This window comes from Microbacterium tumbae (genome assembly GCF_054780175.1).
This window is the reverse complement of the sequence record NZ_BAAGWV010000004.1, coordinates 35201-56869: the sequence shown is the minus strand read 5'-3', so window position 1 is coordinate 56869 and position 21669 is coordinate 35201. Positions and strand designations below refer to the sequence as shown.

Here is a 21669-nt window from a genome sequence, read left to right as displayed (position 1 = left end):
ATGAAAGCAATACCGAGTATATACATACGCGGAAACATTTGGATTGCCCGTGCAGCGCCGGTGTGCAGGCGACGCGCAGGTCACAGACCGGTAACATGGCACAGTATGCCCGGCACCGGCCCATCGGGGCGGCCGGGATCTGGCCCAAACAGGGAGATGACTTAAGTGGCGAATCCTCTTGAGAAGCTGCTGCGCGCGGGCGAAGGACGCATCCTCCGCCGCCTCAACCAGGTCGTGAAGGCCGTCGGCGCGCTGGAGGAGGACTTCGAGAAGCTCACCGACGACGAGCTCGCCAACGAGACAGTCGAGCTGCGTGAGCGGTTCGAGAACGGCGAGACGCTCGACCAGCTCATGCCCGAGGCCTTCGCGGCGGTCCGCGAGGCGGCCAAGCGGACGCTGGGGATGCGCGCCTACGACGTGCAGATCATGGGCGGCGCCGCCCTTCATCTCGGCAACATCGCCGAGATGAAGACCGGTGAGGGCAAGACGCTGGTGGCGACCTTCCCGACCTATCTCAATGCGATCGCGGGCAAGGGCGTCCACGTCATCACGGTCAACGACTTCCTCGCCTCCTACCAGGCGGAGCTCATGGGCCGCGTGTACCGCGCCCTCGGCATGACCACCGGCATCATCGTCTCCGGTCAGACGCCGGCGGTGCGTCGCGAGCAGTACGCCGCCGACATCACCTACGGCACGAACAACGAGTTCGGCTTCGACTATCTGCGTGACAACATGGCGTGGCGCAGGGAGGACCTCGTCCAGCGCGAGCACTTCTTCGCGATCGTGGACGAGGTCGACTCGATCCTCATCGACGAGGCCCGCACGCCCCTCATCATCTCGGGGCCCTCATCGGGGGAGGCCAACCGCTGGTTCGCGGAGTTCGCGAAGATCGCGCGCACCCTCGAGGCCGGTGTCGACTACGAGGTCGACGAGAAGAAGCGCACCGTCGGCGTGCTCGAGCCCGGCATCGAGAAGGTCGAGGACTACCTCGGCATCGACAACCTCTACGAGTCGGCGAACACCCCGCTGATCTCGTTCCTGAACAACTCGATCAAGGCGCTCGCGCTGTTCAAGAAGGACACCGACTACGTCGTCATGAACGACGAGGTCATGATCGTCGACGAGCACACCGGGCGCATCCTCGTCGGACGCCGCTACAACGAGGGCATCCACCAGGCCATCGAGGCCAAGGAGGGCGTCCCTGTCAAGGCGGAGAACCAGACGCTCGCCACCGTCACGCTGCAGAACTACTTCCGCCTCTACGACAAGCTCGCGGGCATGACCGGCACCGCCGAGACGGAGGCCGCCGAGTTCATGTCGACCTATCAGCTCGGCGTCGTCCCGATCCCGACCAACCGTCCGATGATCCGCAAGGACCAGGCGGATCTCGTCTACAAGAACGAGACGGCGAAGTTCGCCCAGGTCGTGGAGGACATCGCCGAGCGGCACGCCGCGGGCCAGCCGGTGCTGGTCGGAACGGTCAGCGTCGAGAAGAGCGAGTACCTGTCCCGGCTGCTCGCGAAGAAGGGCGTCAAGCACGAGGTCCTGAACGCGAAGAACCATGCTCGTGAAGCCGAGATCGTCGCACGCGCCGGACGCCTCGGCGCCGTCACGGTCGCCACGAACATGGCTGGTCGCGGCACCGACATCATGCTCGGCGGAAACGCGGAGTTCCTCGCGGTCCAGGAGCTCAAGACGAAGGGGCTCGATCCCGTCGAGACGCCGGAGGAGTACGAGTCGGCCTGGGACGAGACGTACGAGGAGATGAAGGCGAAGGTCGCCGAAGAGGGGGGCAAGGTCGCCGAGGCCGGCGGCCTCTACGTTCTCGGCACCGAGCGTCACGAGTCCCGCCGCATCGACAACCAGCTGCGCGGACGTTCCGGTCGTCAGGGAGATCCCGGCGAGAGCCGGTTCTACCTGAGTCTCACCGACGATCTCATGCGCCTGTTCCAGTCCGGTGCGGCGGAGGCTATCCTCGCCAGGACGAACTTCCCCGACGACGTGCCGATCGAGTCCGGTCTCGTCTCCCGCGCGATCCGCAGCGCGCAGTCGCAGGTCGAGGCGCGCAACGCGGAGATGCGCAAGAACGTGCTCAAGTACGACGACGTCCTCAACCGTCAGCGCGAGGCGATCTACACCGACCGCCGGCACATCCTGCACGGCGACGACATCGCCGACCGCGTGCAGCACTTCATCGAGGACGCCATCACGGGCGTCGTCAAGGATCACACGGCGGAGGGGCACAACGAGAGCTGGGACTTCGACGCGCTGTGGACCGAGCTGAAGACGCTCTACCCCGTCGGCGTGACGATCGACGAGGTCGTCTCCGAGGCGCAGGGCCGCAAGGGCGGCATCACCTCGGAGGGTCTCATCCGCGAGCTGCTCTCGGATGCGAAGATCGCCTACGAGAAGCGCGAGGAGACCCTCGGATCCCCCGCCACCCGCGAGCTGGAGCGCCGCGTCGTCCTCCAGGTGCTCGACCGTCGCTGGCGCGACCACCTCTACGAGATGGACTACCTCAAGGACGGCATCGGTCTGCGCGCCATGGCGCAGCGCGACCCGCTGATCGAGTACCAGCGCGAGGGGTACGCGATGTTCCAGTCGATGATGGGGCAGATCAAGGAGGAGACGGTCGGCTACCTCTACAACCTCGAGGTCGAGGTGCGCCGTGCCGAGGGAACCCAGAGCGGCGAGGTCGCGGCCGTCGAGGCCAAGGGCCTCGCGGACGGCGCGCCGGAGCAGCGGCTGGAGTACTCCGCGCCGAGCGACTCCGGCGACGTCGAGGTGCGCAACGACCGCGGTCAGGTGCAGCAGGCGGCGACCGACCGCGTGCGGCGCGCTGCGGCCGCGGCGGCCGGGACCCCTGCTCCCGAGGCGCCGGCGGAGCGCGGCGCCTTCGGGCAGAGGACAGACGGAGCGGCGCCCGTGGCGCAGAACCGTGCTCAGCGCAGGGCCTCCGACAAGAAGAAGTAGCGCGCGGGACGGGAGCACATGCCATGCGGGAGTAGGCTTGGGCGATGACCCGCTCCCGCCAATTCGACCAGTCGTCGAAGCTCAAGAACGTCCTCTACGAGATTCGCGGGAAGGTCCCGGCAGAGGCGGCGCGTCTGGAGGCGGAGGGGCACTCCGTCCTCAAGCTGAACACCGGGAACCCGGCGATCTTCGGGTTCGAGGCTCCTCATCAGATCGTCCACGACATGCTCGCGGCTCTGCCGACCGCGCACGGGTACAGCGACAGCAAGGGCATCATCTCCGCCCGCCGCGCCGTGGTGAGCCGCTATGAGCAGATCGAGGGCTTCCCGCACGTCGACCCGGACGACGTCTATCTCGGCAACGGCGTCTCCGAGCTCATCACGATGACCATGCAGGCGCTGCTGGACGAAGGCGACGAGGTGCTGATCCCCGCCCCCGACTATCCGCTGTGGACGGCCATGACGAGCCTCGCGGACGGCACTCCCGTGCACTACCTGTGCGACGAGGAGAACGGCTGGCAGCCGGACCTCGAGGACATCCGCTCGAAGGTCACGCCGCGGACGAAGGCCATCGTCATCATCAACCCCAACAACCCCACCGGAGCGGTCTACTCCCGCACGGTTCTCGAGGGCATCATCCAGATCGCCAGGGAGAACGAGCTGCTGCTGCTGTCCGACGAGATCTACGACCGCATCCTCTTCGACGACGCCGCGCACATCCCGACGGCGACGCTGGCGCCCGACCTGCTGTGCCTGACGTTCAACGGCCTGTCCAAGACCTACCGAGTTGCAGGGTACCGCTCCGGATGGATGGTCATCACCGGCCCCCAGGACCATGCCAAGGGCTTCATCGAGGGCATCACGCTGCTGGCGTCCACCCGGCTGTGCCCGAACGTGCCCGCGCAGCATGCGGTCCAGGCGGCGCTCGGCGGCGTGCAGTCGATCGATGCGCTGATCGCCCCCTCCGGCCGTCTCCACGAGCAGCGCGACGTCGCCTGGCGCGGCCTCGAGGCGATTCCCGGCGTCTCCTGCGTCAAGCCGGAGGGCGCGCTCTACGCGTTCCCGCGACTCGACCCGAACGTGCACGAGATCCACGACGACGAGAAGCTCGTGTACGACCTGCTCGTCGCCGAGCGGATCCTCCTCGTCCAGGGCACCGGATTCAACTGGCCCACTCCGGATCACCTCCGCGTCGTGACGCTGCCGGAGCCGCGCGTGCTCGGCGAGGCCATCGAACGGCTCGGGAACTTCCTCGCGAGCTACCGGCAGTGACGATCCCGGCATCCGACGCCGCGACCAGGCGTCGGATGCCGGCGGCGAGCGGCGACCTCGGGGTGACGTCCGCGATCGGCCGTGCGTGCAGCAGGGCCGCATCCGCGGCGCGCTGGTCGTGCGGGAGGAAGGCGACGTCGGTGATGCCGGCGAACCGTTCCAGGGTCCTGCGCACCTGACCGCGCGCATCGATGCCGAGCGGGCCGGGGCGCACCTTGTTCACGACGATGCGCACCGGTGAGCCCGCAGCGATGCCGCGCAGCTCGGCGTGGTCGCGGAGGAATCGGGCGATGCCGAGCGGATCGGCCGCGGCGACGGCGATGATCTCGTCGGCGGAGCGCAGCGCGGCGGTCGTCGCCGCGTGCCGGCGAGGACCCTCCAGGTCCCGGGTGACCTCCTCGTCGGCGTCGAACGCCGCGGAGACGTCGACCACGACGCGATCCGCCCACTCGCGGCAGGCGTGCAGCGCGGCGCTCAGCCGTGCGGCGCTGAGCTCCGGCCAGCGGGTCGGGCGGTTGACGCCGCCGAGCACCTCGATGCCGCCGCCGCTGGTCTCGACCGTGGAGGCGATCCGGCTGAGCTCGGCCGCATCGAGTCCGCCGAGCTCGGCCCTGCGACAGGCGGCGGCGATGCCCGGAGCCTCGTCGCTGAGGCCGAGCAGGAGCGAGATCGCCGGCGCGACGGTGTCGGCGTCCACGAGGGCCGTGCGATGCCCCGCCCGCGCGAGCTCCGCCGCCAGCTGCACCGCGACCGTCGTGCGTCCCGGAGCGCCGTGCGGGCCCCAGACCGCGATGACGCGGCACGTCGACGGCACGACGGCCTCGTCGGCCGCCGGCGTTCCGGCGAGGGCGTCGATGATCTGCCCCGCGGCGGCATCCTCCGCGAGCGCGGTCACGCCGTACCGGCTCAGGAACCGGGACTCGCCGTCGCCGAGGGCCAGGATCCGGATGCCGGCCCGATCGCACGCGGCCACGAACTCCGCCGTCACGACGGAACGCCTGGCGGGCACGAGCACGGCGTCGACGTCGCCCCGCCCGAGATCCGGGACGGAGCCCGGCGCGATGCGCTGCACGACGGACACGCCCTCGTCCTCCAGCTCCTCCGCCAGGGCGGAGCGCAGCGGCTCGTCCAGCGCGAGGACGACGCGCCTCATCGATCCGTCCCCGCCGGGACGATCGACAGCGCGGACCCGCGGGTGATCGCGGCCAGCACCTCCGCGACGTCGGCCCTGTCGATGACCAGCTCCGCCGCGGGCCTGCTCTGCGCCAGCATCCCGTCCTCCGCGACGAGGGAGGCGACGATCGCGTCGGCGACGAGGATGCGCGGCTCGTCGAATCCCTGCTCCTGTGCGGGCGCGTGCCACAGCTCGACGACGGAGCCGGCGGAGACGCCGGCGGGAAGGCCGATGCTGCTCTCGACGACGATGGTGGTCGTGCGGCTGTCGTCCGCGTCCCCGACCGCTGCTGCGGGCAGCAGCTCGCCGGTGTCGAGCGTGCGCGTCGCGACGAGGCCGGTCGTGAGATCCTGAGGCGCGAGGTAGTGATCGGACGCGGCGCCGAGAGAGACGTCGACCACCACGAAGTCCGCCGAGGTGAGGGCTTCGCCCGCGACGATCGTCCGGCTCGCCTGCAGCACCGGCGTCGTCTGCCTGGCCCCCGACACGATCAGCCACACCCCGGCGACGGAGAGCAGGACCAGGACGATGCCGATGGCGAGCCGCGCATCGCCCCACGGAGCGCGCCGGACGCGCGTGAGCGTTGTCATGAAGGACATCGTCACAGATGACGGCGGGAGACGGCGGAAGTTATCCACAGGGTCTGACCGAGGAGTGCGAGGAGGACGTGCTGGGGGAGAATGGGTCCCATGGCAGAAACGCCCGCTCCCGCCCCGCGCTTCCTCGCCCCCGCGCAGGTGGCCGAGCTGCTGAGCATCGAGGTGGACGAAGTCGTCGCCCTGATCCATGAGGGGCGCCTGCGCGGTTCGCAGCTGGGCTCTCCGCAGCGCTGGCGCGTCGAGGAGGCGAGCCTGGCGGAGTACCTCGCCGAGCAGTCGGAGCAGGCGCGCCGGATGGCGCTGTGGCGTCAGGCGAACGAGGCGAGCTTCCCCGAGATCTGGGGCACTGCGCCGCTGCAGCCCTGATCCCGTCTCTCAGAGGGACGCACCGGAGAGCCGCAGGCGGACGATCGCGTTGAACGGCACGATCCGCATGCCCCGCACCTCCTGAGCCCGGCGCGGCGTTCCTGCGTCGTGCTCGGCGAGATCCAGGTGGTCTGCCCCTGCCCGGTCGATGGTGCCATGCAGGCGGAGCCCGTCCGGGTCGTCGATCCAGACCGGGACGCGGCGCCTGGCGAGGTCGCGCAGCACGAACCCGAGCGTCATGCGCTCGCGCAGAGAGGCCCCGCTCTGTGCGGGCTCGAGAGTCGACAGCAGCAGACCGTGGTCCATCCGGATGCCGCGGATGGAGTCGAGCGGGACGATCGAGATGCCGTGGTCGCCGTCGGCCGACGCTCCGATCCAGTCCGCGCCGAGCTCCTGGGCGCGAAGCGTCAGCGTGCGGATGCCGGCGAGGTCGACCTGCACGGCGGCGTCCGCTTCGCACAGCGCCCGCAGACGCGACCGCAGATCCAGACGCGAGATGCGCAGCCGCTCGGACTCCGCATCGAGCGCGGCGCGCTCCGCCTCCCATTCGGAGGCGAGCTGACCCTCGAGGTCCTCAAACATGCGATCCCAGTGCACGACACCGAGCGTAGGGGAGACCGGCGATGCGCATACGAGTTATCCACAATCGGCGATCGGAGACCAGCGGCGGGACGCCGGGGCATGGTCTACTTTCCGCACTTCCCATGAGATCGGCACGACGATGACACTCCACGAATACTTCGCTCCCCAACCCACCTCCGCGGCTTCCCTCCCCGACCCCGAACCTCTGCTGCGCAGCCTCACCCAGGGAGTCCTGGAGGTGCTCGCCGGGGTCAGGGAGGTCGATCAGCTGGCCCGCTGGTTCAGCGAGGACGCATATCTGAAGCTGATGACGCGCGCCAACCTCGCGAGCAGGGCGCGCAGCGCCAGGGGCGTCGTGCCGTCGCGTCCCGTCTTCGCGATCCTCTCCCTGCGCCACAGCGCACCCGTCGACGGCGTGATCGAGGCGGTCGTGATCGTGGCGGGCCCAGGGCGGACGAGGGCGGTCGCGATCCGGCTGGAAGGGCTCGACCGGCGCTGGCGTGCGACCTCGCTCGCCGTGCTGTGAGATCCTCCGCGCACCCTAGGCTGGAGGGGTGTCAACACTCAGCGATCTCGTACACGCGGAAGGACGCCTGACCGACGACGACGTCGAATGGCTCCACCGCCTCGCCGGCGACGGACAGCTGCTCGCCGATCTCTCCTCTGCGGACATCGTCATGTGGATAGAGACCCAGGACGGCTCGTTCATTGCCGTCGCGCACACCCGCCCGAGCGGCGCGGCGACCCTGTTCTACCGTGACATCGTGGGGGAGCGGGTGCGCCCGCAATGGCGGACGCAGGTACAGGGCGCCTTCGAGTCCGGCGAGATCGTCGACTCCTCCTCGCCGGACTGGTTCGAGGAGACGCCGACCAGGGTGCGGGCCGTGCCGATCCTCCTCGAGCGCAGGAAGGAAGGTGCGCACCGTGTGATCGGCGTCGTCACGCGGCACACGAACCTCGGCGAGGCGCGCACCCCCTCGCGTCAGCAGATCACCTTCGACGACTGCGCGAACGATCTGTTCCGCATGATCGCCTCGGGGGAGTTCCCCGATCTCGCCGCCCCGACATCGCCGCGCAGGGGCGCGCCACGTGCATCGGACGGCCTGATCCGCATCGACGTCGACGGCATCACCACCTTCGCGAGCCCCAACGCGCTCTCCGCCTTCAACAGGATGGGCTTCGACGACGAGCTCGAGGGCGAGTCGCTCGCCGAGGTCACCACGCGTCTCGTCCCTCCCTCCCGTCAGGTCGACGAGTCGCTGCCGGTGGTGGTCACCGGTCGTGCGCCGTGGCGGACCGACATCGAGGCCAGGGGAGTGACGGTGTCGCTGCGCGCCATCCCGCTGAAGGATCACGGGACGCGGATCGGCGCCATCGTGCTGTGCCGCGACGTCAGCGAGCTGCGTCATCAGGAGCAGGAGCTCATCACCAAGGACGCCACGATCCGGGAGATCCATCACCGGGTGAAGAACAATCTGCAGACCGTGGCATCCCTGCTGCGGATCCAGGCGCGCCGCACCCACTCCGAGGAGGCGCGCGACGCATTGACCCAGGCGATGCGGCGGGTGGACTCGATCGCGGTCGTGCACGACACCCTGTCGCAGGGGCTCACCCAGCAGGTGGACTTCGACGAGGTCTTCGATCGGGTCCTCAAGCTCGTGGCAGAGGTCGCCGCCGCCCCGAACACCCGCGCGCGCACGCGATCGACGGGTCATTTCGGCGTGCTTCCGAGCGAGTACGCGACGCCGCTCGCGCTGGCGCTCACCGAGGTCGTCACCAACGCCGTCGAGCACGGGCTGGCCGGTCAGGAGGGCTTCGTGACGATCGACGCCAGCCGCACCGACGACAATCTGCGCGTCACCGTCGCCGACACGGGGCACGGCCTTCCGGAGGGCCGGGTGGGACAGGGGCTCGGAACCCAGATCATCCGCACGCTCATCCAGGGCGAGCTCAGCGGCACGATCGAATGGAGCGGCGACGAGGGCGAGGGCACCGTGGTGACCATCGACATCCCGCTGCGGTGGATCGACGGCTGAGCCAGGACGCATGAAAGCGGCCCCGGTCGGAAACCGGGGCCGTCGCGGTGGAGCGTGTCAGCTGGCGCGACGCGCGCGCGCGGCGCGGCGCTTGAGAGCACGGCGCTCGTCTTCGCTGAGACCGCCCCAGACGCCCGAGTCCTGGCTGGTCTCCAGGGCGTACTGCAGGCAGATCTCGGTGACCGTGCAGGTGGCGCAGACAGTCTTCGCCTTCTCGATCTGATCGACGGCAGGGCCGGTGTTCCCGACGGGGAAGAACAGCTCTGGGTCGACAGTCAAACAGGCGGCCTTGTCGCGCCAGTCCATGGGGGCTCCTCGGTGTGGATTCTCAGTGAACCATCGAAGACGATGGCTCGGATTAGGGAAGCGAACTCGGGTGACGCTACCCTTGGTTGTGTTGCGAGCGGTTGCTCGCCCCACGCCGCTGTGGGAGCACATGACTGTTAACATTGTGTTACAGCACCCGCACGAAATCAAGGGTTTTGTGCATTCTGATCCGATTCACAGGAGAAAACGTGCACGCTCCTGGCCTCGCACGCGCAGCGGCAGCGGTCCTCCTCCTGGAGGGCGCGGCCCTCATCGTCATCGCCCTGGGAGAGCTGTTCGGCCTCGGATCCGGTGAGGCCTCGATCCTCTCCACCGCCATCGCGCTGACGATCCTGACGCTCATCGGCGCCGGTGCGCTGATCGGTTTCGCCGCGGGAACGCTGCGAAACCGGTCCTGGGCCCGATCCGGCGGCGTCGTGCTGCAGATCCTCGCCATCGTCCTCGCGATCGCCGCCGTCACGCTCGAGCCGGTGAGCTGGCTCTTCGTCCTCGGCGTCGGTCTTCCGGGCGTCCTCGGGCTCGTCCTGCTCCTCGCGAGCGCGCGCAGGGAAGCGGCGCCGCGCGAGGACTGATCCCGGCCTGCGCTCAGTCGTCGACGCCGAGCAGCCTGCGCAGCCGCGCGACGTGCCCCGTCGCCTTGACGTTGTACAGCGCCTGCGTGATGACGCCCTGCTCGTCGAGCACGAAGGTCGAGCGGATGACGCCCTCGATGACCTTGCCGTAGTTCATCTTCTCGCCCCAGACCCCGTACGCGGTGTGCACCGCGTGATCCGGATCGCTCAGCAGCGTGAAGGTGAGCGCATCGCGGTCGCGGAACTCCGCGAGCTTCGCCGGTTCGTCGCGCGAGATCCCCACCACGCGGTAGCCCGCGCCCTGGAGCGAGGAGATGCTGTCGCGGAAGTCGCATGCCTGAGTCGTGCAGCCGGGCGTCATCGCGGCGGGATAGAAGTACAGCACCGCCTTCTCGCCGCGCAGATCCGCGAGGCGGACCGGGGAGCCGTCGGCGTCGCGGAGGGTGAAGTCGGGGGCGGGCGTTCCTGGTTCGAGGCGCTGTGCGGTCACATCGTCAGCCTACCGGCCGGGCGTCTGCTCCGCCTTGTCGGCGAACGTCTGCAGCAGGCGCTGCAGGGAGTCCAGGCGCGACAGCTCCGCAGGGCTGAGCTCGCCGCGCCCGGCGGCCTCGATGAGCGCGCAGTCCGGGGAGTCCGCGAGGTGCGTGCATCCCCGGGGGCAGTCCTCGGCGATGGCCGCGAGCTCGGTGAACGCGGCGAGGATATTGGCCGGGTCCACATGCCCGAGGCCGAAGGAGCGCACGCCAGGGGTGTCGATCACCCAGCCGGCGCCGGCCGGGCTCTCGTAGCGGAGCGAGACCGTCGACGACGAGGTGTGACGACCGCGGCCGGTCACCTGGTTGACATGCCCCGTCGCGCGCTCCGCGGTCGGCACGAGCGCGTTCACGAGCGTGGACTTCCCGACGCCGGAGTGGCCGACGAACACCGTGGAATGGCCGATCAGGGCCGCGCCGATCTCCTCGAGGGGCATCTCCTCGCGGGCGCTGGTGAAGACGCGGAGATCGAGGCCCTCGAAATGAGCGAGGAACGAGGCGGGGTCGGCGATGTCGGTCTTCGTCACGACGAGGAGCGGGCGGATGCCGGCGTCCAGCGCCGCGACGAGGTAGCGGTCCACCAGGCGCGGGCGCGGTTCAGGATCGGCGGCGGCGACGACGACGAGCATCTGGTCCGCGTTCGCGACGATGACGCGCTCCACCTGATCGGTGTCGTCCGCGCTGCGGCGCAGCAGCGAGGTGCGGTCGACGATCCCGACGATCCGGCCGAGCGTGCCCTCATCGCCCGACGCATCGCCGACGACCCTGGCCAGATCCCCGGTGACGATCGGCATCCGCCGCAGCTCTCGAGCCCGTGCGGCCGTGATGACGCGCTCGGCCGGCTCGCCCTCGTCGATCATGACCGAGTAGCGGCCGCGGTCCACGCCGAGCACGCGACCGATCTCGGCGCCATCGTGCGCCGGCCGGCGCTTGGTGCGCGGACGGTTCGCCTTCGGGTTCGGTCGAACCCTGACGCTCGACTCGTCGAACTCCTCGAACTCGTCGTCGAGGTCGTCGTCCGGATCGAGCCAGCTCATCGCGTCCCCTGCCTCACGAGGTCCCCAGCATCCGCTCCCACAGCAGGGCGAACTCGGGAAGGGTCTTCGCAGTGGTGCCGATGTCGTCGATCTCGACGCCGGGGACGCGCAGGCCTATCACTGCGCCCGTGGTCGCCATCCGATGATCGTGGTGCGCTCTCCAGACCCCGCCGGTGAGCGGGGCGGGAACGACGCGGAGACCGTCGGAGAGCTCCTCGACCTGGCCGCCCAGGGCGCGGATGTTGCCCACCAGTGCGGCGATGCGGTCGGTCTCGTGCAACCGGATGTGCCCGATCCCACGGATCGTGGTGGGGGAGTCCGCGAAGGCGGCGAGTCCGGCGATCGTCGGAGTGAGCTCGCTCGCCGCGGACAGGTCGAGGTCGAGGCCGCGGATGCCGGAGCCGGCGCGCACGGTGAGGTCCCCGTGCAGACGGGAGGCGTGCGCGCCCATCGCCTGCAGGATCTCCGGCAGAAGGGCCCCCGGCTGCGTGGAGTGCAGAGGCCATCCCGTCACCGTCACCTCGCCGCCGGTGACCATCGCGGCGGCCAGGAACGGCGCGGCATTGGAGAGGTCGGGCTCGATGGCGATCTCCTTGGCGCGCGGCACGCCCGCCTCCACGAGCCACTCGCCGACCGCCGGCCGCTCGATGCGGATGCCGCGCCGACTGAGCGATTCGATGGTCATGTCGATGTGGGGCAGGCTCGGCAGGTGCTCCCCGGTGTGGACGAGGTGCAGGCCGACGTCGAAGCGAGGGGCGGCGAGCAGCAGCCCGGAGACGAACTGACTGGACGCGGAGGCGTCGATCTCGAGCCGCCCGCCGCGGATACGGCCGTGTCCGCGGATCGTGAAGGGCAGCGACCAGGTGCCCTCGTCGTCGATGTCGACGCCGAGGTCCCGCAGCGCCGTGATCATGGCGCCCATCGGCCGGTGCAGCGCGTTCTCGTCGGCGGTGAGGTGCACGTCCTCCGAGGCGAGACCCGCGAGAGGCGCCACGAAGCGCATCACGGTGCCCGCCTGACCGCAGTTCACCGTGACGCCGCCGGCGAGCGGGCCGGGGGTGACGATGAGGTCGGGACCGAACTCGCCCCCGGCGTCCACCTCCTCGATGCCCGTGCCGAGTGCGCGCAGCGCATCGATCATGCGCCGGGAGTCATCGGAGTGCAGCGGTGCGATCAGGCGACCAGGGCCGTCGGCGATCGCCGCGATGATGAGCTCGCGGTTGGTGAGCGATTTCGAGCCGGGGATCGTCACCGAGGCGTGCACCGCCGCATCCGTCGTCGGGGCTGCGTAGGCGCCGCGGAGAGGGGCGGGGGAATACCGGTTGTCGCTCATCGGTTCCCACTGTAGTGAACGGCGCCCCGTACGCCGAGAAGGAGTGGCATGCTCACGACCCTGGATCAGGAATTCGCGGACCTCGTCGGCCTAGACTGGCCGGTGATGGATGAGACTGCACCCGCCGACACGATCGGCGACGCTCGGCGTGAGTTCGAGGCACAGGCGATCCCGTACATGGATCAGCTGTACGCCGCTGCCATGCGCATGACACGGAACCCCGCCGACGCGGCGGACCTCGTGCAGGAGACCTTCGTGAAGGCCTTCGGCTCGTGGGCCTCGTTCTCGCAAGGGACGAACCTGAAGGCGTGGCTGTACCGCATCCTCACGAACACCTACATCAACATCTATCGCAAGAGGCAGCGGGAGCCGTTCCAGGGCACGATCGACGAGCTCGAGGACTGGCAGCTGGGCGGTGCGGAGTCCACCACCGCGTCGCACAGCCGCTCCGCCGAGGCCGAGGCGATCGATCACATGCCCGCATCCGTCGTGAAGGATGCGCTGCAGGAACTGCCGGAGGACTTCCGGCTGGCCGTCTACCTGGCCGACGTGGAGGGATTCGCGTACCAGGAGATCGCCGACATCATGAAGACCCCCATCGGCACCGTGATGAGCCGTCTGCATCGTGGCAGGCGGATGCTGCGGGAGCTGCTGGCCGATTACGCCGCGGAGCGTGGGATCTCCGCGGCCAGGACGAGGAGCACGAAATGACGGACTGCGGCTGCGAGAAGGCGCGTCGTGACCTGGAGGAATACCTCCGCAACGAGGTGTGCCGTACGGAGCACTCCGAGATCAAGGAGCATCTCGACACGTGCCCGTCGTGCCGGGGCGAGGCGCTCGTGGCGACGACGCTGACCGAGGTCATCGCCCGTGCCTGCAAGGAGACGGCTCCCGAGGAGCTGCGCGACCAGGTCTTCGCCAGGCTGCGCGAGGTGCAGGCCGCGGCGCACTGACCGCGGACGGGCGCGCATCGTAGGCTGAGGTCATGACCGATGCGCGCACAATCCCCGTCGATCCTGCCTCCGCCGAGCTGCTGGCGGATCGACAGCTGACCTACCGTATGATCGACACCGCCTCGGACGCCGACACCGAGGCGTTCCTCCGCGCGGACGCCCGGGGCTTCCTCGACGCGGATCCCGCGGACGAGGTCGTCGCGGCGGATCGCGCGGGACTCGCGGACCGCCGCAACATCGGCGTGTTCGAGGCCGGACCCCCCCTCGGGACCTGGCCGATCGCGACCGTGAACTCCTGGGTGACGCCGCTCACCGTTCCCGGCGGGGAGCTGGACATGTGGGCCATCAGCTCGGTCACGGTCTCGGGCACCCATCGTCGTCGGGGCATAGCGAGGGCGCTGCTGGAGGGCGAGCTGCGCGCGGCCGCCACCGCCGGCGTGCCGATCGCGGGGCTCACCGTCTCTGAGGCGACGATCTACGGTCGCTACGGATTCGCCTCAGCGCTTCCCGTCGCCAGGGTGAGCGTCGACACGCGCATCGCGGGCTGGACCGGCGGAGCGCCCGCGGGTCGCGTCGAATATATCGACAGGGAGCGGCTCAGGGAGACCCTCTCCGCCGTCCACGAGGTGGAGCGCACGCAGCGCACCGGCCAGATCGCAGGATGGGACGGCCGGTGGTCGCGCGTCGCAGGCCTCGCGCCGGGGCATCCGGCCCCCGCATCCATCCGCGGCGTGCGCTACCTGGACGCCGAGGGGAAGGTCCGCGGCGTCATGGCCTACAAGCTCGTCGAGGTTCCCGGCGCATTCCGCTCCGAGCTGCAGATCCAGCACCTGGGCGCGGTCACGCCGGAGGCGCTGCGCGCGCTCTGGGGGTTCGCCCTCCAGCACGACCTCGTCGTCAGGGTCACCGCCGACCAGCGGCCGGTGGACGATCCGATCACCTGGCTGGTGGCCGATCAGCGCGCCGTCGAGTTCACCGTGCACGACCACGGCTGGCTGCGCATCATCGACGTCGCCGCCTCGCTCGGCGGACGCACCTATCGTGCGCCGCTGGATCTCGTGCTGCAGGTGGAGGATCCGCTCGGCTTGGCGGCGGGGAGCTGGCGGCTGAGCGTCGATCGGGACGGCGCGGCGACCGCGACCTCCGCCTCCGGAGAGGATGCCGACGCCGCCCTGGACATCTCGACGCTGTCCGCGCTGTTCGCCGGAGGCGTCAGCGCGGCTCGGCTGCGCGCCGCGGGGCGCCTTCAGGCGGCTCCCGCGGTGACGGAGGCGCTCGACGACGCGTTCCGCACCGCCGAGGCCCCCGTGCTGGGACTCTGGTACTGAGCCTCAGAGGGTCAGCGCGCGTGACAGCAGGTCGGCCTGCTGCACGGCGTGCGCCTTCGAGGATCCGGTCGCGGGAGAAGCGGATGCCGGGCGCGTGACCCCGCGGAAGGTGCGGTCGCCTGGCACTTCGGCGAACGCGAGCGCGAGGAACGGCCACGCGCCCTGGTTCTCCGGCTCCTCCTGCACCCAGACGAGCTCGGCGTTCGGGTAGGAGTCGGTGATCGTCTTCAGGGCGTCGATCGGCGTCGGGTAGAGCTGCTCCAGCCGGACCAGGGCGATCTCCGGGTTCGGCTTCTTCTCCAGCTCGGACCGGAGGTCCCAGTGCACCTTTCCGGAGTGCAGGAGGACGCGCTTGACGGCGGCGCGGTCGAGACCGCGATCGTCGTCGAGCACCGGTTCGAAGCGGCCCTGGGTGAAGTCCTCGACGGCGCTCGTCGCGCCGCGCAGCCGCAGCATCGCCTTCGGCGTGAAGACGATGAGGGGCTTGCGCGGACGGGTGTATGCCTGACGGCGGAGCAGGTGGAAGTGGGAAGCCGGGGTCGAGGGACGCGCGACGATCATGTTGTCCTGCGCGCACAGCTGCAGGAAGCGCTCGATGCGCGCGGAGGAGTGATCCGGTCCCTGACCCTCGTAGCCGTGCGGCAGGAGCAGCGTCACCCCCGACTGCTGGCCCCACTTCTGCTCGGCGGCGGAGATGTACTCGTCGATGACGGACTGGGCGCCGTTGACGAAGTCGCCGAACTGCGCCTCCCACAGGACGAGCGCCTCCGGCGCCTCGACGGAGTAGCCGTACTCGAAGCCGAGGGCGGCGTACTCGCTGAGGAGCGAGTCGTAGATGAAGAAGCGGCCCTGACTGTCGGACAGATTCGCCAGCGGCAGCCACTCCTGGCCGTTCGCGCGGTCGTGCAGGGTCGCGTGGCGCTGCACGAAGGTGCCGCGGCGCGAGTCCTGACCGGCAAGACGCACCGGGGTGCCCTCGACGAGCAGCGAGCCGAAGGCGAGCAGCTCGCCGAAGCCCCAGTCGATCCCGCCGTTGCGGCTCATGTCGGCGCGCTTGTCCAGCAGCTGCTGGATCTTCGGATGCACGGTGAAGCCCTCGGGCTTGTTGACGAAGGCGTCGCCGATCAGGTGCACGATCGCCTGCGGGACGCCGGTCACCTCCGGCTCGCCGACGGCCTCGTCGACAGGGGGGAGCTCCGGAGCGATCGGCGTCGCTCCCGTCTCGGCCGCGTGCGTCTCGGCGAAGGCGACCTCGAGGCGGCGCTGGAAGTCGTCCTTGGCCTGCTCGTACTCCTCTTCGGTGATGTCCCCGCGACCGACGAGCGACTCCGTGTAGAGCTTGCGCACGGAGCGCTTGGCCTGGATCAGGTCGGTCATCAGCGGCTGGGTCATCGACGGGTCGTCGCCCTCGTTGTGACCTCGGCGGCGATAGCAGATCAGGTCGATCACGACGTCGCGGTGGAACCGCTCGCGGTACTCGAAGGCGAGCTGGGCGACGTGGATGACGGACTCGGGATCATCGCCGTTCACATGGAAGATCGGGGCCTGGATGGTCTTCGCGACATCCGTGGCGTAGACCGAGGTGCGCGCATCGGTCGGCGTCGTGGTGAAGCCGACCTGGTTGTTCACGACCACGTGCACGGTGCCGCCCGTGCGGTAGCCGCGCAGCTGCGACATCTGCAGCGTCTCCACGACGACGCCCTGGCCGGCGAAGGCCGCGTCGCCGTGGACGAGGATCGGCAGCCAGGAGAACGTGCCGATGGGCTTGCGGTCCTGCTTGGCGCGGGCGATGCCCTCGAGCACGCCGTCGACGGTCTCCAGATGCGAGGGGTTCGCGGCGAGGTACACCGGCAGCTCGGCTCCGTCGTCCGCGACGAAGGTGCCCTCGGTGCCGAGGTGGTACTTCACGTCGCCCGAACCGCGCTGGTTGCCCGGCGTCTGGGTGCCCTCGAACTCCCGGAACACCTGGCCGTAGGTCTTGCCGGCGATGTTGGTGAGGACGTTCAGGCGACCGCGGTGGGCCATGCCGATCGCCGCGCCGTCCAGGCCGGCGGTGGCCGCCCCCTGCAGGATCTCGTCCAGGAGCGGGATGAGGGACTCTCCGCCCTCCAGCGAGAAGCGCTTCTGGCCGACGAACTTCGTCTGCAGGAAGGTCTCGAACGCCTCCGCCTCGTTGAGCTTGCGGAGCACGCGCAGCTGCTCGTCGTGGCCGGGCTTCTGGTACTTCACCTCGACCTTCTCCTGGAACCAGCGGCGCTGCTCCGGGTCCTGGATGTGCATGTACTCGATGCCGAGCGTGCGGCAGTACGAGTCGCGCAGGACGCCGAGGATGTCGCGCAGCTTCATGACGCGCTTGCCGCCGAACCCGCCCGTGACGAACTCGCGGTCCAGATCCCAGAAGGTCAGGCCGTGGCTCTCGATCTCGAGGTCGGGGTGCGAGCGCTGCACGTACTCGAGCGGGTCGATGTCGGCCATCAGGTGGCCGCGCACGCGGTAGGAGTTGATGAGCTCGACGACCCGGGACTGCTTGTCGACGCGCTCCGCGAGGTCGACGGCGAGGTCGGGGTTCCAGCGGATGGGCGCGTAGGGGATGCGGAGAGCCGCGAAGATGCCGTCGTAGAAGCCGCGCTGGCCGAGCAGCAGCTCGTGGACCTTCTTCAGGAACTCGCCGGAGCCCGCCCCCTGGATGACGCGGTGGTCGTAGGTGCTCGTGAGCGTGATCGTCTTGCCGATCGCCAGCTCGTTCAGCGTCTTGTCGCTCGCCCCCTGGAACTCGGCGGGGTACTCGAGCGCACCGGCGCCGATGATGCAGCCCTGCCCCTTCATCAGGCGCGGCACCGAGTGCACCGTGCCGATGCCGCCGGGATTGGTCAGCGAGATCGTCGTACCTTGGAAGTCGGCGGCGGTGAGCTTGTTGCCGCGGGCGCGGGTGACGAGGTCCTCATAGGCCGCGAGGTACTCAGTGAACGTCAGGGCGTCGGCGCGCTTGATGCTCGGCACCATGAGGGCGCGCGTCCCGTCGGGCTTGGGCAGGTCGATCGCGATGCCGAGGCTCACGTGCGCCGGCGCGACGACGGAGGGCTTGCCGTCGATCTCGGCGTAGAACACGTTCTGGCTCGGGAACTCCTTCAGCGCCTGCACGAGGGCCCAGCCGATGAGGTGGGTGAAGCTGACCTTGCCGCCGCGAGTGCGGGACATGTGGTTGTTGATGACGATGCGGTTGTCGATCATCAGCTTCGCGGGGATGGTGCGCACGCTGGTCGCGGTCGGGACGGTGAGCGAGTCGTCCATGTTCGCCGCGAGGGTCTTCGTCATCCCGCGCAGGGGAGTGACCTTGTCCTCGTCGGCGGTCTCCGCTGCATCAGGCGCCTTCGCCTCGGACTTGGGCGCCTGCGCGGGGATCGGAGCGGGCGCCGCGGGCTTCGCCGTCGTGCGGGCGACCGGCTGCGCTCCGATCACCGGGATCGGAGCGGTGACGGGATGGGAGGTCTCCTGCCGCGGGGCGGCGGCGGCCTCCGTCGCGGTCTGGTCGGGCTGGTAGCTCTCGAGGATGGGCCACCACTCCTTGTCGACGGCGTTGCGGTCGACCTTGAACTGCTCGTAGAGCTCGTCGACGAGCCAGGAATTGGCTCCGAACCCCCCGTCGCCCGATGCCCCGACGCCGGTCCCTTGGCTCGACACGCTCGATCGCCCTCTTTCATCGCTGAAGCTCTGTGTGCCCACGGGCAGGGGAGTGTCCCCGATCCCGCTGTTCTCGACATCAAGCCTAACGTGTTTCAGGCCCCGGAATCGCGACTGACCCGGCCGATTCCGGCGAGAGATCGGTAGCGTGGAGCCATGCAGTTTCTCGGTGCGGGACCCACAGTCGATCTGACCTACTCGGACGTGTTCCTCGTCCCTCGCCGATCGGCCGTCACCAGCCGCCTGCAGGTGGACCTCGCACCCGGCGACGGGACTCCGGCGACGCTTCCGCTGGTCGCCTCCAACATGAACTCGGTCACCGGTCCCCGGCTCGCGGCCGTGCTGGCCAGGCGCGGCGGTCTCGGCGTGCTCCCTCAGGACATGCCGCTGCAGGATCTGGACGCAGCGATCCGCGAGGTGAAGGCCCAGCCGGTGGCCTGGGACACGCCGCTGGTGCTCCCGCCCTCCGCCTCGGTCGCCGATGCGCTGCGGCTGCTGCCTCCGACCGAGGGGCATGGGATCGTGGTGGCCGAGGGCGCGGGGCGCATCGAGGCGTCGGCGATCCACGGCATCCTCCCGGCGACCCGTCTGGCGACCGCGCTCGAGGACGCCAGGCTCGGGGACCTCGTGCACGCGGGGACGCCGTCCCTGGACGCCGAGGACATCGCTTCGGCCAGGCACGCCTTCGACGTGATCACGGACGCCGGCGTCGAGACGGTCAGCATCCTCGACCACGGCCACCTGGTGGGCACGCTCAGCGCGCGCAGCGCGCTGCGGTCCACGCTCTACCGGCCGGCCGTCGACGCGCACGGCAGACTCGCCGTCGCGGCCGCCGTCGGCATCAACGGCGATATCGCGGAGAAGGCGAGGGCGCTCGCCGCCGCCGGGGTCGACGTCCTCGTCGTGGACACCGCCCACGGGCACCAGGAGGGGATGCTCTCCGCGCTCGCCGCCGTGTCCGCGCTGAACCTCGGCATCCCGATCGTGGCGGGCAACATCGTCACCGCGGACGGGGTGAACGACCTCGTCGACGCCGGAGCGTCGATCCTCAAGGTGGGAGTGGGGCCCGGCGCGATGTGCACGACGCGCATGATGACCGCCGTCGGGCGTCCGCAGTTCTCCGCCGTGCTCGAGACGGCCGAGGCCGCTCGCGCGGCCGGCGCGCACGTCTGGGCGGACGGGGGAGTGCGCTATCCGCGCGACGTCGCCCTCGCGCTCGCCGCCGGCGCCGCCTCCGTGATGATCGGGTCCTGGTTCGCCGGCACCATCGAGGCGCCAGGGCGGCTGCAGTCCGATGCCGAGGGGCGGATCTTCAAGGAGTCCTGGGGCATGGCGTCGACGAAGGCCGTGCAGGCGCGGTTCGGGCGGCTGGACGCCTATGAGCGGGCGCGCAAGGAGCTGTTCGCCGAGGGCATCTCCTCGTCGCGGATCTACCTCGACCCGCTGCGTCCCGGCGTGGAGGACCTGCTCGACATGATCACCTCCGGCGTGCGCAGCTCGTTCACCTATGCCGGTGCCTCGTCGGTCGCGGAGTTCCACGAGCGCGCCGTCGTCGGCCTGCAGTCCGCCGCCGGCTATGAGGAGGGCAAGGCCCTTCCGGTGAGCTGGTAGCGGTTCGCGCTGCTCTTCTCCGGGTCGCGCTGCTCTTCTTTGCTCGCGCTGCGGAAATCGCTGCCGCGCGAGCGGGGAACGACCGCGCAGGTCAGGATGGAGCAGTGTCGGAGGAAGGCGTCACTCGTCCTGCACATCCGGATGATCGACGGACGGGTTGTGGATGCTCGGATCGGAACAGGCTGACATGCCAGAGTACGGCGCATGGCACCGAGAACCGAGCATCCGATCGTCGTCCACCGTCGTCGGGAAGAGCTCGATGAGCGAGTGACCGATCGCCGTCTGAGGGCGGCGGTGCGAGCAGGAGCGATCAGGCGGATCGTCGCGGGCAGCTACGTGGTCTCGGCGGACTGGTCCGCCCTTCCGCCGATGGAACGCCATCTGACCCGTGTGCTCGAGGTCGCGGATCGCGCCCGTTCTCCGATCGTCCTCACCCACAGCGCGGCGGCGGCGATCCATGGCCTCGACAGGATCGGGGCATGGCCGGATCTGGTCGAGGTGCGCATCTCCCGAGCGACCGGCGGACGCTCCTCGGGAGCCGTGCGAAGAAGGGCGCTGGGCTTCGAGGGCGTCGAACTCGTCGAGTGGCGCGGCCACCTGGTGACCTCGCCCGCTCAGACGGCGATCGACCTCGTCGGCGCATCCGACTTCGTCGGCGGTGTGGTCGCCGTCGACCAGACGCTTTGGCGGAGGCGTCCCGGCGGTGCTCTGGCGACGCCGGATGAGCTCCGCCGGGCGTCAGAGTCCGGATCGCGACGCGGACTCGGACGCATCCTGCGCGTGCTGGGCTTCGGCACCCCTCTCTCCGACTCTGTGCGGGAGTCCGAGGCGCGTGTCCTGATCGCCCGTCTCGGCTTCCCCGCGCCCGTCCTCCAGAAGGAGTTCGTCCTGCCGAGCGGGCGGCGGGCGCGGCCCGACTTCTTCTTCGAGGACTTCGACCATGCCGGCGAGTTCGATGGGACGGGCAAGTACTTCGATCCCGACATCCTGAAGGGACGGACGCCGCAGCAGGCGCTGCTGGAGGAGAAGGACCGGGCGGATGCGCTGCGCAGACAGGTCTCCGCGCTCTCCCGCTGGCGCACCGGGGCCCACCGGCATCCTGCGCTGCTCTATGACATCCTGACCGCGGACGGGCTTCCGTCCCGGTTCCCGCGGCCTCGTCGTGCCCTGTGACGGCGGTGCTCGTCCCTGCGTCCCGCTGCTCGTCCCTGTGTCGCGCTGCTCATTCCTGTGTCGCGCTGCTCATTCCTGTGTGACGCTGTCCGTTCTGGTCCGCGCTGCGGCGATCTCCGC

The 21669-nt window shown here is 69.8% G+C and carries 19 protein-coding genes; 11 read left to right on the top strand and 8 right to left on the bottom strand.

Annotation, left to right across the window (positions count from 1 at the left end):
• The first annotated feature begins 165 nt into the window (after positions 1–165).
• Entirely contained in the window at positions 166–2973 is a 2808-nt protein-coding gene (gene secA / locus ACYVGQ_RS15270) for a preprotein translocase subunit SecA (RefSeq protein ID WP_460785525.1), read from the top strand.
• Positions 2974–3017: 44 nt separating this feature from the next.
• Positions 3018–4244, top strand: a complete 1227-nt coding sequence (locus ACYVGQ_RS15265; RefSeq protein ID WP_460785524.1) for a pyridoxal phosphate-dependent aminotransferase — start codon at positions 3018–3020, stop codon at positions 4242–4244.
• On the opposite strand, the gene ACYVGQ_RS15260 is transcribed toward ACYVGQ_RS15265, so the two are convergent.
• Both ACYVGQ_RS15260 and ACYVGQ_RS15255 read right to left on the bottom strand, forming a co-directional pair.
• On the bottom strand, positions 4135–5397 hold the full coding sequence (locus ACYVGQ_RS15260; RefSeq protein ID WP_460785523.1) for an AAA family ATPase: 1263 nt from the start codon (positions 5395–5397) through the stop codon (positions 4135–4137). The genes ACYVGQ_RS15265 and ACYVGQ_RS15260 overlap by 110 nt on opposite strands.
• Positions 5394–6008, bottom strand: coding sequence for an SAF domain-containing protein (locus ACYVGQ_RS15255; protein ID WP_460785522.1), 615 nt, complete (start codon positions 6006–6008; stop codon positions 5394–5396). The genes ACYVGQ_RS15260 and ACYVGQ_RS15255 overlap by 4 nt, the downstream gene beginning before the upstream one ends.
• Before the next feature lie 99 nt (positions 6009–6107).
• On the opposite strand from ACYVGQ_RS15255, the gene ACYVGQ_RS15250 reads away from it, so the two are divergent.
• Complete coding sequence (locus tag ACYVGQ_RS15250; protein WP_460785521.1) at positions 6108–6383, top strand: helix-turn-helix domain-containing protein; 276 nt, start codon at positions 6108–6110, stop codon at positions 6381–6383.
• A 9-nt stretch (positions 6384–6392) separates the two neighbouring features.
• Here the strand turns inward: ACYVGQ_RS15250 and ACYVGQ_RS15245 are convergent, their stop codons facing one another.
• Positions 6393–6965 (bottom strand): hypothetical protein, encoded by a 573-nt coding sequence (locus ACYVGQ_RS15245; protein WP_460785520.1) that lies wholly within the window; start codon positions 6963–6965, stop codon positions 6393–6395.
• Positions 6966–7104: 139 nt separating this feature from the next.
• Between ACYVGQ_RS15245 and ACYVGQ_RS15240 the strand changes: the two genes are divergently transcribed.
• Complete coding sequence (locus tag ACYVGQ_RS15240; RefSeq protein ID WP_460785519.1) at positions 7105–7491, top strand: Rv3235 family protein; 387 nt, start codon at positions 7105–7107, stop codon at positions 7489–7491.
• A 28-nt stretch (positions 7492–7519) separates the two neighbouring features.
• Positions 7520–9001, top strand: a complete 1482-nt coding sequence (locus ACYVGQ_RS15235; protein WP_460785518.1) for a sensor histidine kinase — start codon at positions 7520–7522, stop codon at positions 8999–9001.
• Between the two features lie 57 nt (positions 9002–9058).
• Here ACYVGQ_RS15235 and ACYVGQ_RS15230 read toward each other — a convergent pair whose 3' ends face one another.
• Entirely contained in the window at positions 9059–9307 is a 249-nt protein-coding gene (locus ACYVGQ_RS15230; protein WP_017203224.1) for a WhiB family transcriptional regulator, read from the bottom strand.
• Between the two features lie 209 nt (positions 9308–9516).
• Here ACYVGQ_RS15230 and ACYVGQ_RS15225 point away from each other — a divergent pair, with 209 nt between their 5' ends.
• Entirely contained in the window at positions 9517–9900 is a 384-nt protein-coding gene (locus ACYVGQ_RS15225) for a hypothetical protein (protein WP_460785517.1), read from the top strand.
• 13 nt (positions 9901–9913) lie between these two features.
• Here the strand turns inward: ACYVGQ_RS15225 and bcp are convergent, their stop codons facing one another.
• From bcp to aroA, 3 genes are read right to left on the bottom strand one after another with little or no spacing between them, the layout of a single operon-like run.
• Positions 9914–10390: a thioredoxin-dependent thiol peroxidase gene (gene bcp / locus ACYVGQ_RS15220; RefSeq protein WP_460785516.1), complete on the bottom strand. Its 477-nt coding sequence runs from the start codon at positions 10388–10390 to the stop codon at positions 9914–9916.
• 9 nt (positions 10391–10399) lie between these two features.
• On the bottom strand, positions 10400–11470 hold the full coding sequence (gene rsgA / locus ACYVGQ_RS15215; RefSeq protein ID WP_460785515.1) for a ribosome small subunit-dependent GTPase A: 1071 nt from the start codon (positions 11468–11470) through the stop codon (positions 10400–10402).
• 13 nt (positions 11471–11483) lie between these two features.
• Positions 11484–12803 carry a 3-phosphoshikimate 1-carboxyvinyltransferase gene (aroA, locus tag ACYVGQ_RS15210; protein ID WP_460785514.1) on the bottom strand — a complete coding sequence of 440 codons (1320 nt, stop codon included), beginning with the start codon at positions 12801–12803 and terminating at the stop codon, positions 11484–11486.
• A gap of 48 nt (positions 12804–12851) precedes the next feature.
• Here aroA and ACYVGQ_RS15205 point away from each other — a divergent pair, with 48 nt between their 5' ends.
• The 3 genes from ACYVGQ_RS15205 to ACYVGQ_RS15195 are packed head-to-tail and all read left to right on the top strand — an operon-like array spanning position 12852 to position 15084.
• Positions 12852–13514 carry a sigma-70 family RNA polymerase sigma factor gene (locus ACYVGQ_RS15205; RefSeq protein ID WP_460785513.1) on the top strand — a complete coding sequence of 221 codons (663 nt, stop codon included), beginning with the start codon at positions 12852–12854 and terminating at the stop codon, positions 13512–13514.
• Entirely contained in the window at positions 13511–13756 is a 246-nt protein-coding gene (locus ACYVGQ_RS15200; protein WP_460785512.1) for a zf-HC2 domain-containing protein, read from the top strand. Before ACYVGQ_RS15205 ends, ACYVGQ_RS15200 begins: the two co-directional genes overlap by 4 nt.
• Before the next feature lie 32 nt (positions 13757–13788).
• Positions 13789–15084 carry a GNAT family N-acetyltransferase gene (locus ACYVGQ_RS15195; protein ID WP_460785511.1) on the top strand — a complete coding sequence of 432 codons (1296 nt, stop codon included), beginning with the start codon at positions 13789–13791 and terminating at the stop codon, positions 15082–15084.
• A 3-nt stretch (positions 15085–15087) separates the two neighbouring features.
• Here ACYVGQ_RS15195 and ACYVGQ_RS15190 read toward each other — a convergent pair whose 3' ends face one another.
• Positions 15088–18765: a multifunctional oxoglutarate decarboxylase/oxoglutarate dehydrogenase thiamine pyrophosphate-binding subunit/dihydrolipoyllysine-residue succinyltransferase subunit gene (locus ACYVGQ_RS15190; protein WP_460785510.1), complete on the bottom strand. Its 3678-nt coding sequence runs from the start codon at positions 18763–18765 to the stop codon at positions 15088–15090.
• Positions 18766–18921: 156 nt separating this feature from the next.
• Here ACYVGQ_RS15190 and guaB1 point away from each other — a divergent pair, with 156 nt between their 5' ends.
• Both guaB1 and ACYVGQ_RS15180 read left to right on the top strand, forming a co-directional pair.
• A complete protein-coding gene (gene guaB1 / locus ACYVGQ_RS15185) occupies positions 18922–20376 on the top strand; it encodes a GMP reductase (protein WP_460785509.1) in 1455 nt (484 codons plus the stop codon).
• A 204-nt stretch (positions 20377–20580) separates the two neighbouring features.
• Positions 20581–21549 carry a hypothetical protein gene (locus ACYVGQ_RS15180; RefSeq protein ID WP_460785508.1) on the top strand — a complete coding sequence of 323 codons (969 nt, stop codon included), beginning with the start codon at positions 20581–20583 and terminating at the stop codon, positions 21547–21549.
• Positions 21550–21669 lie beyond the last annotated feature (120 nt).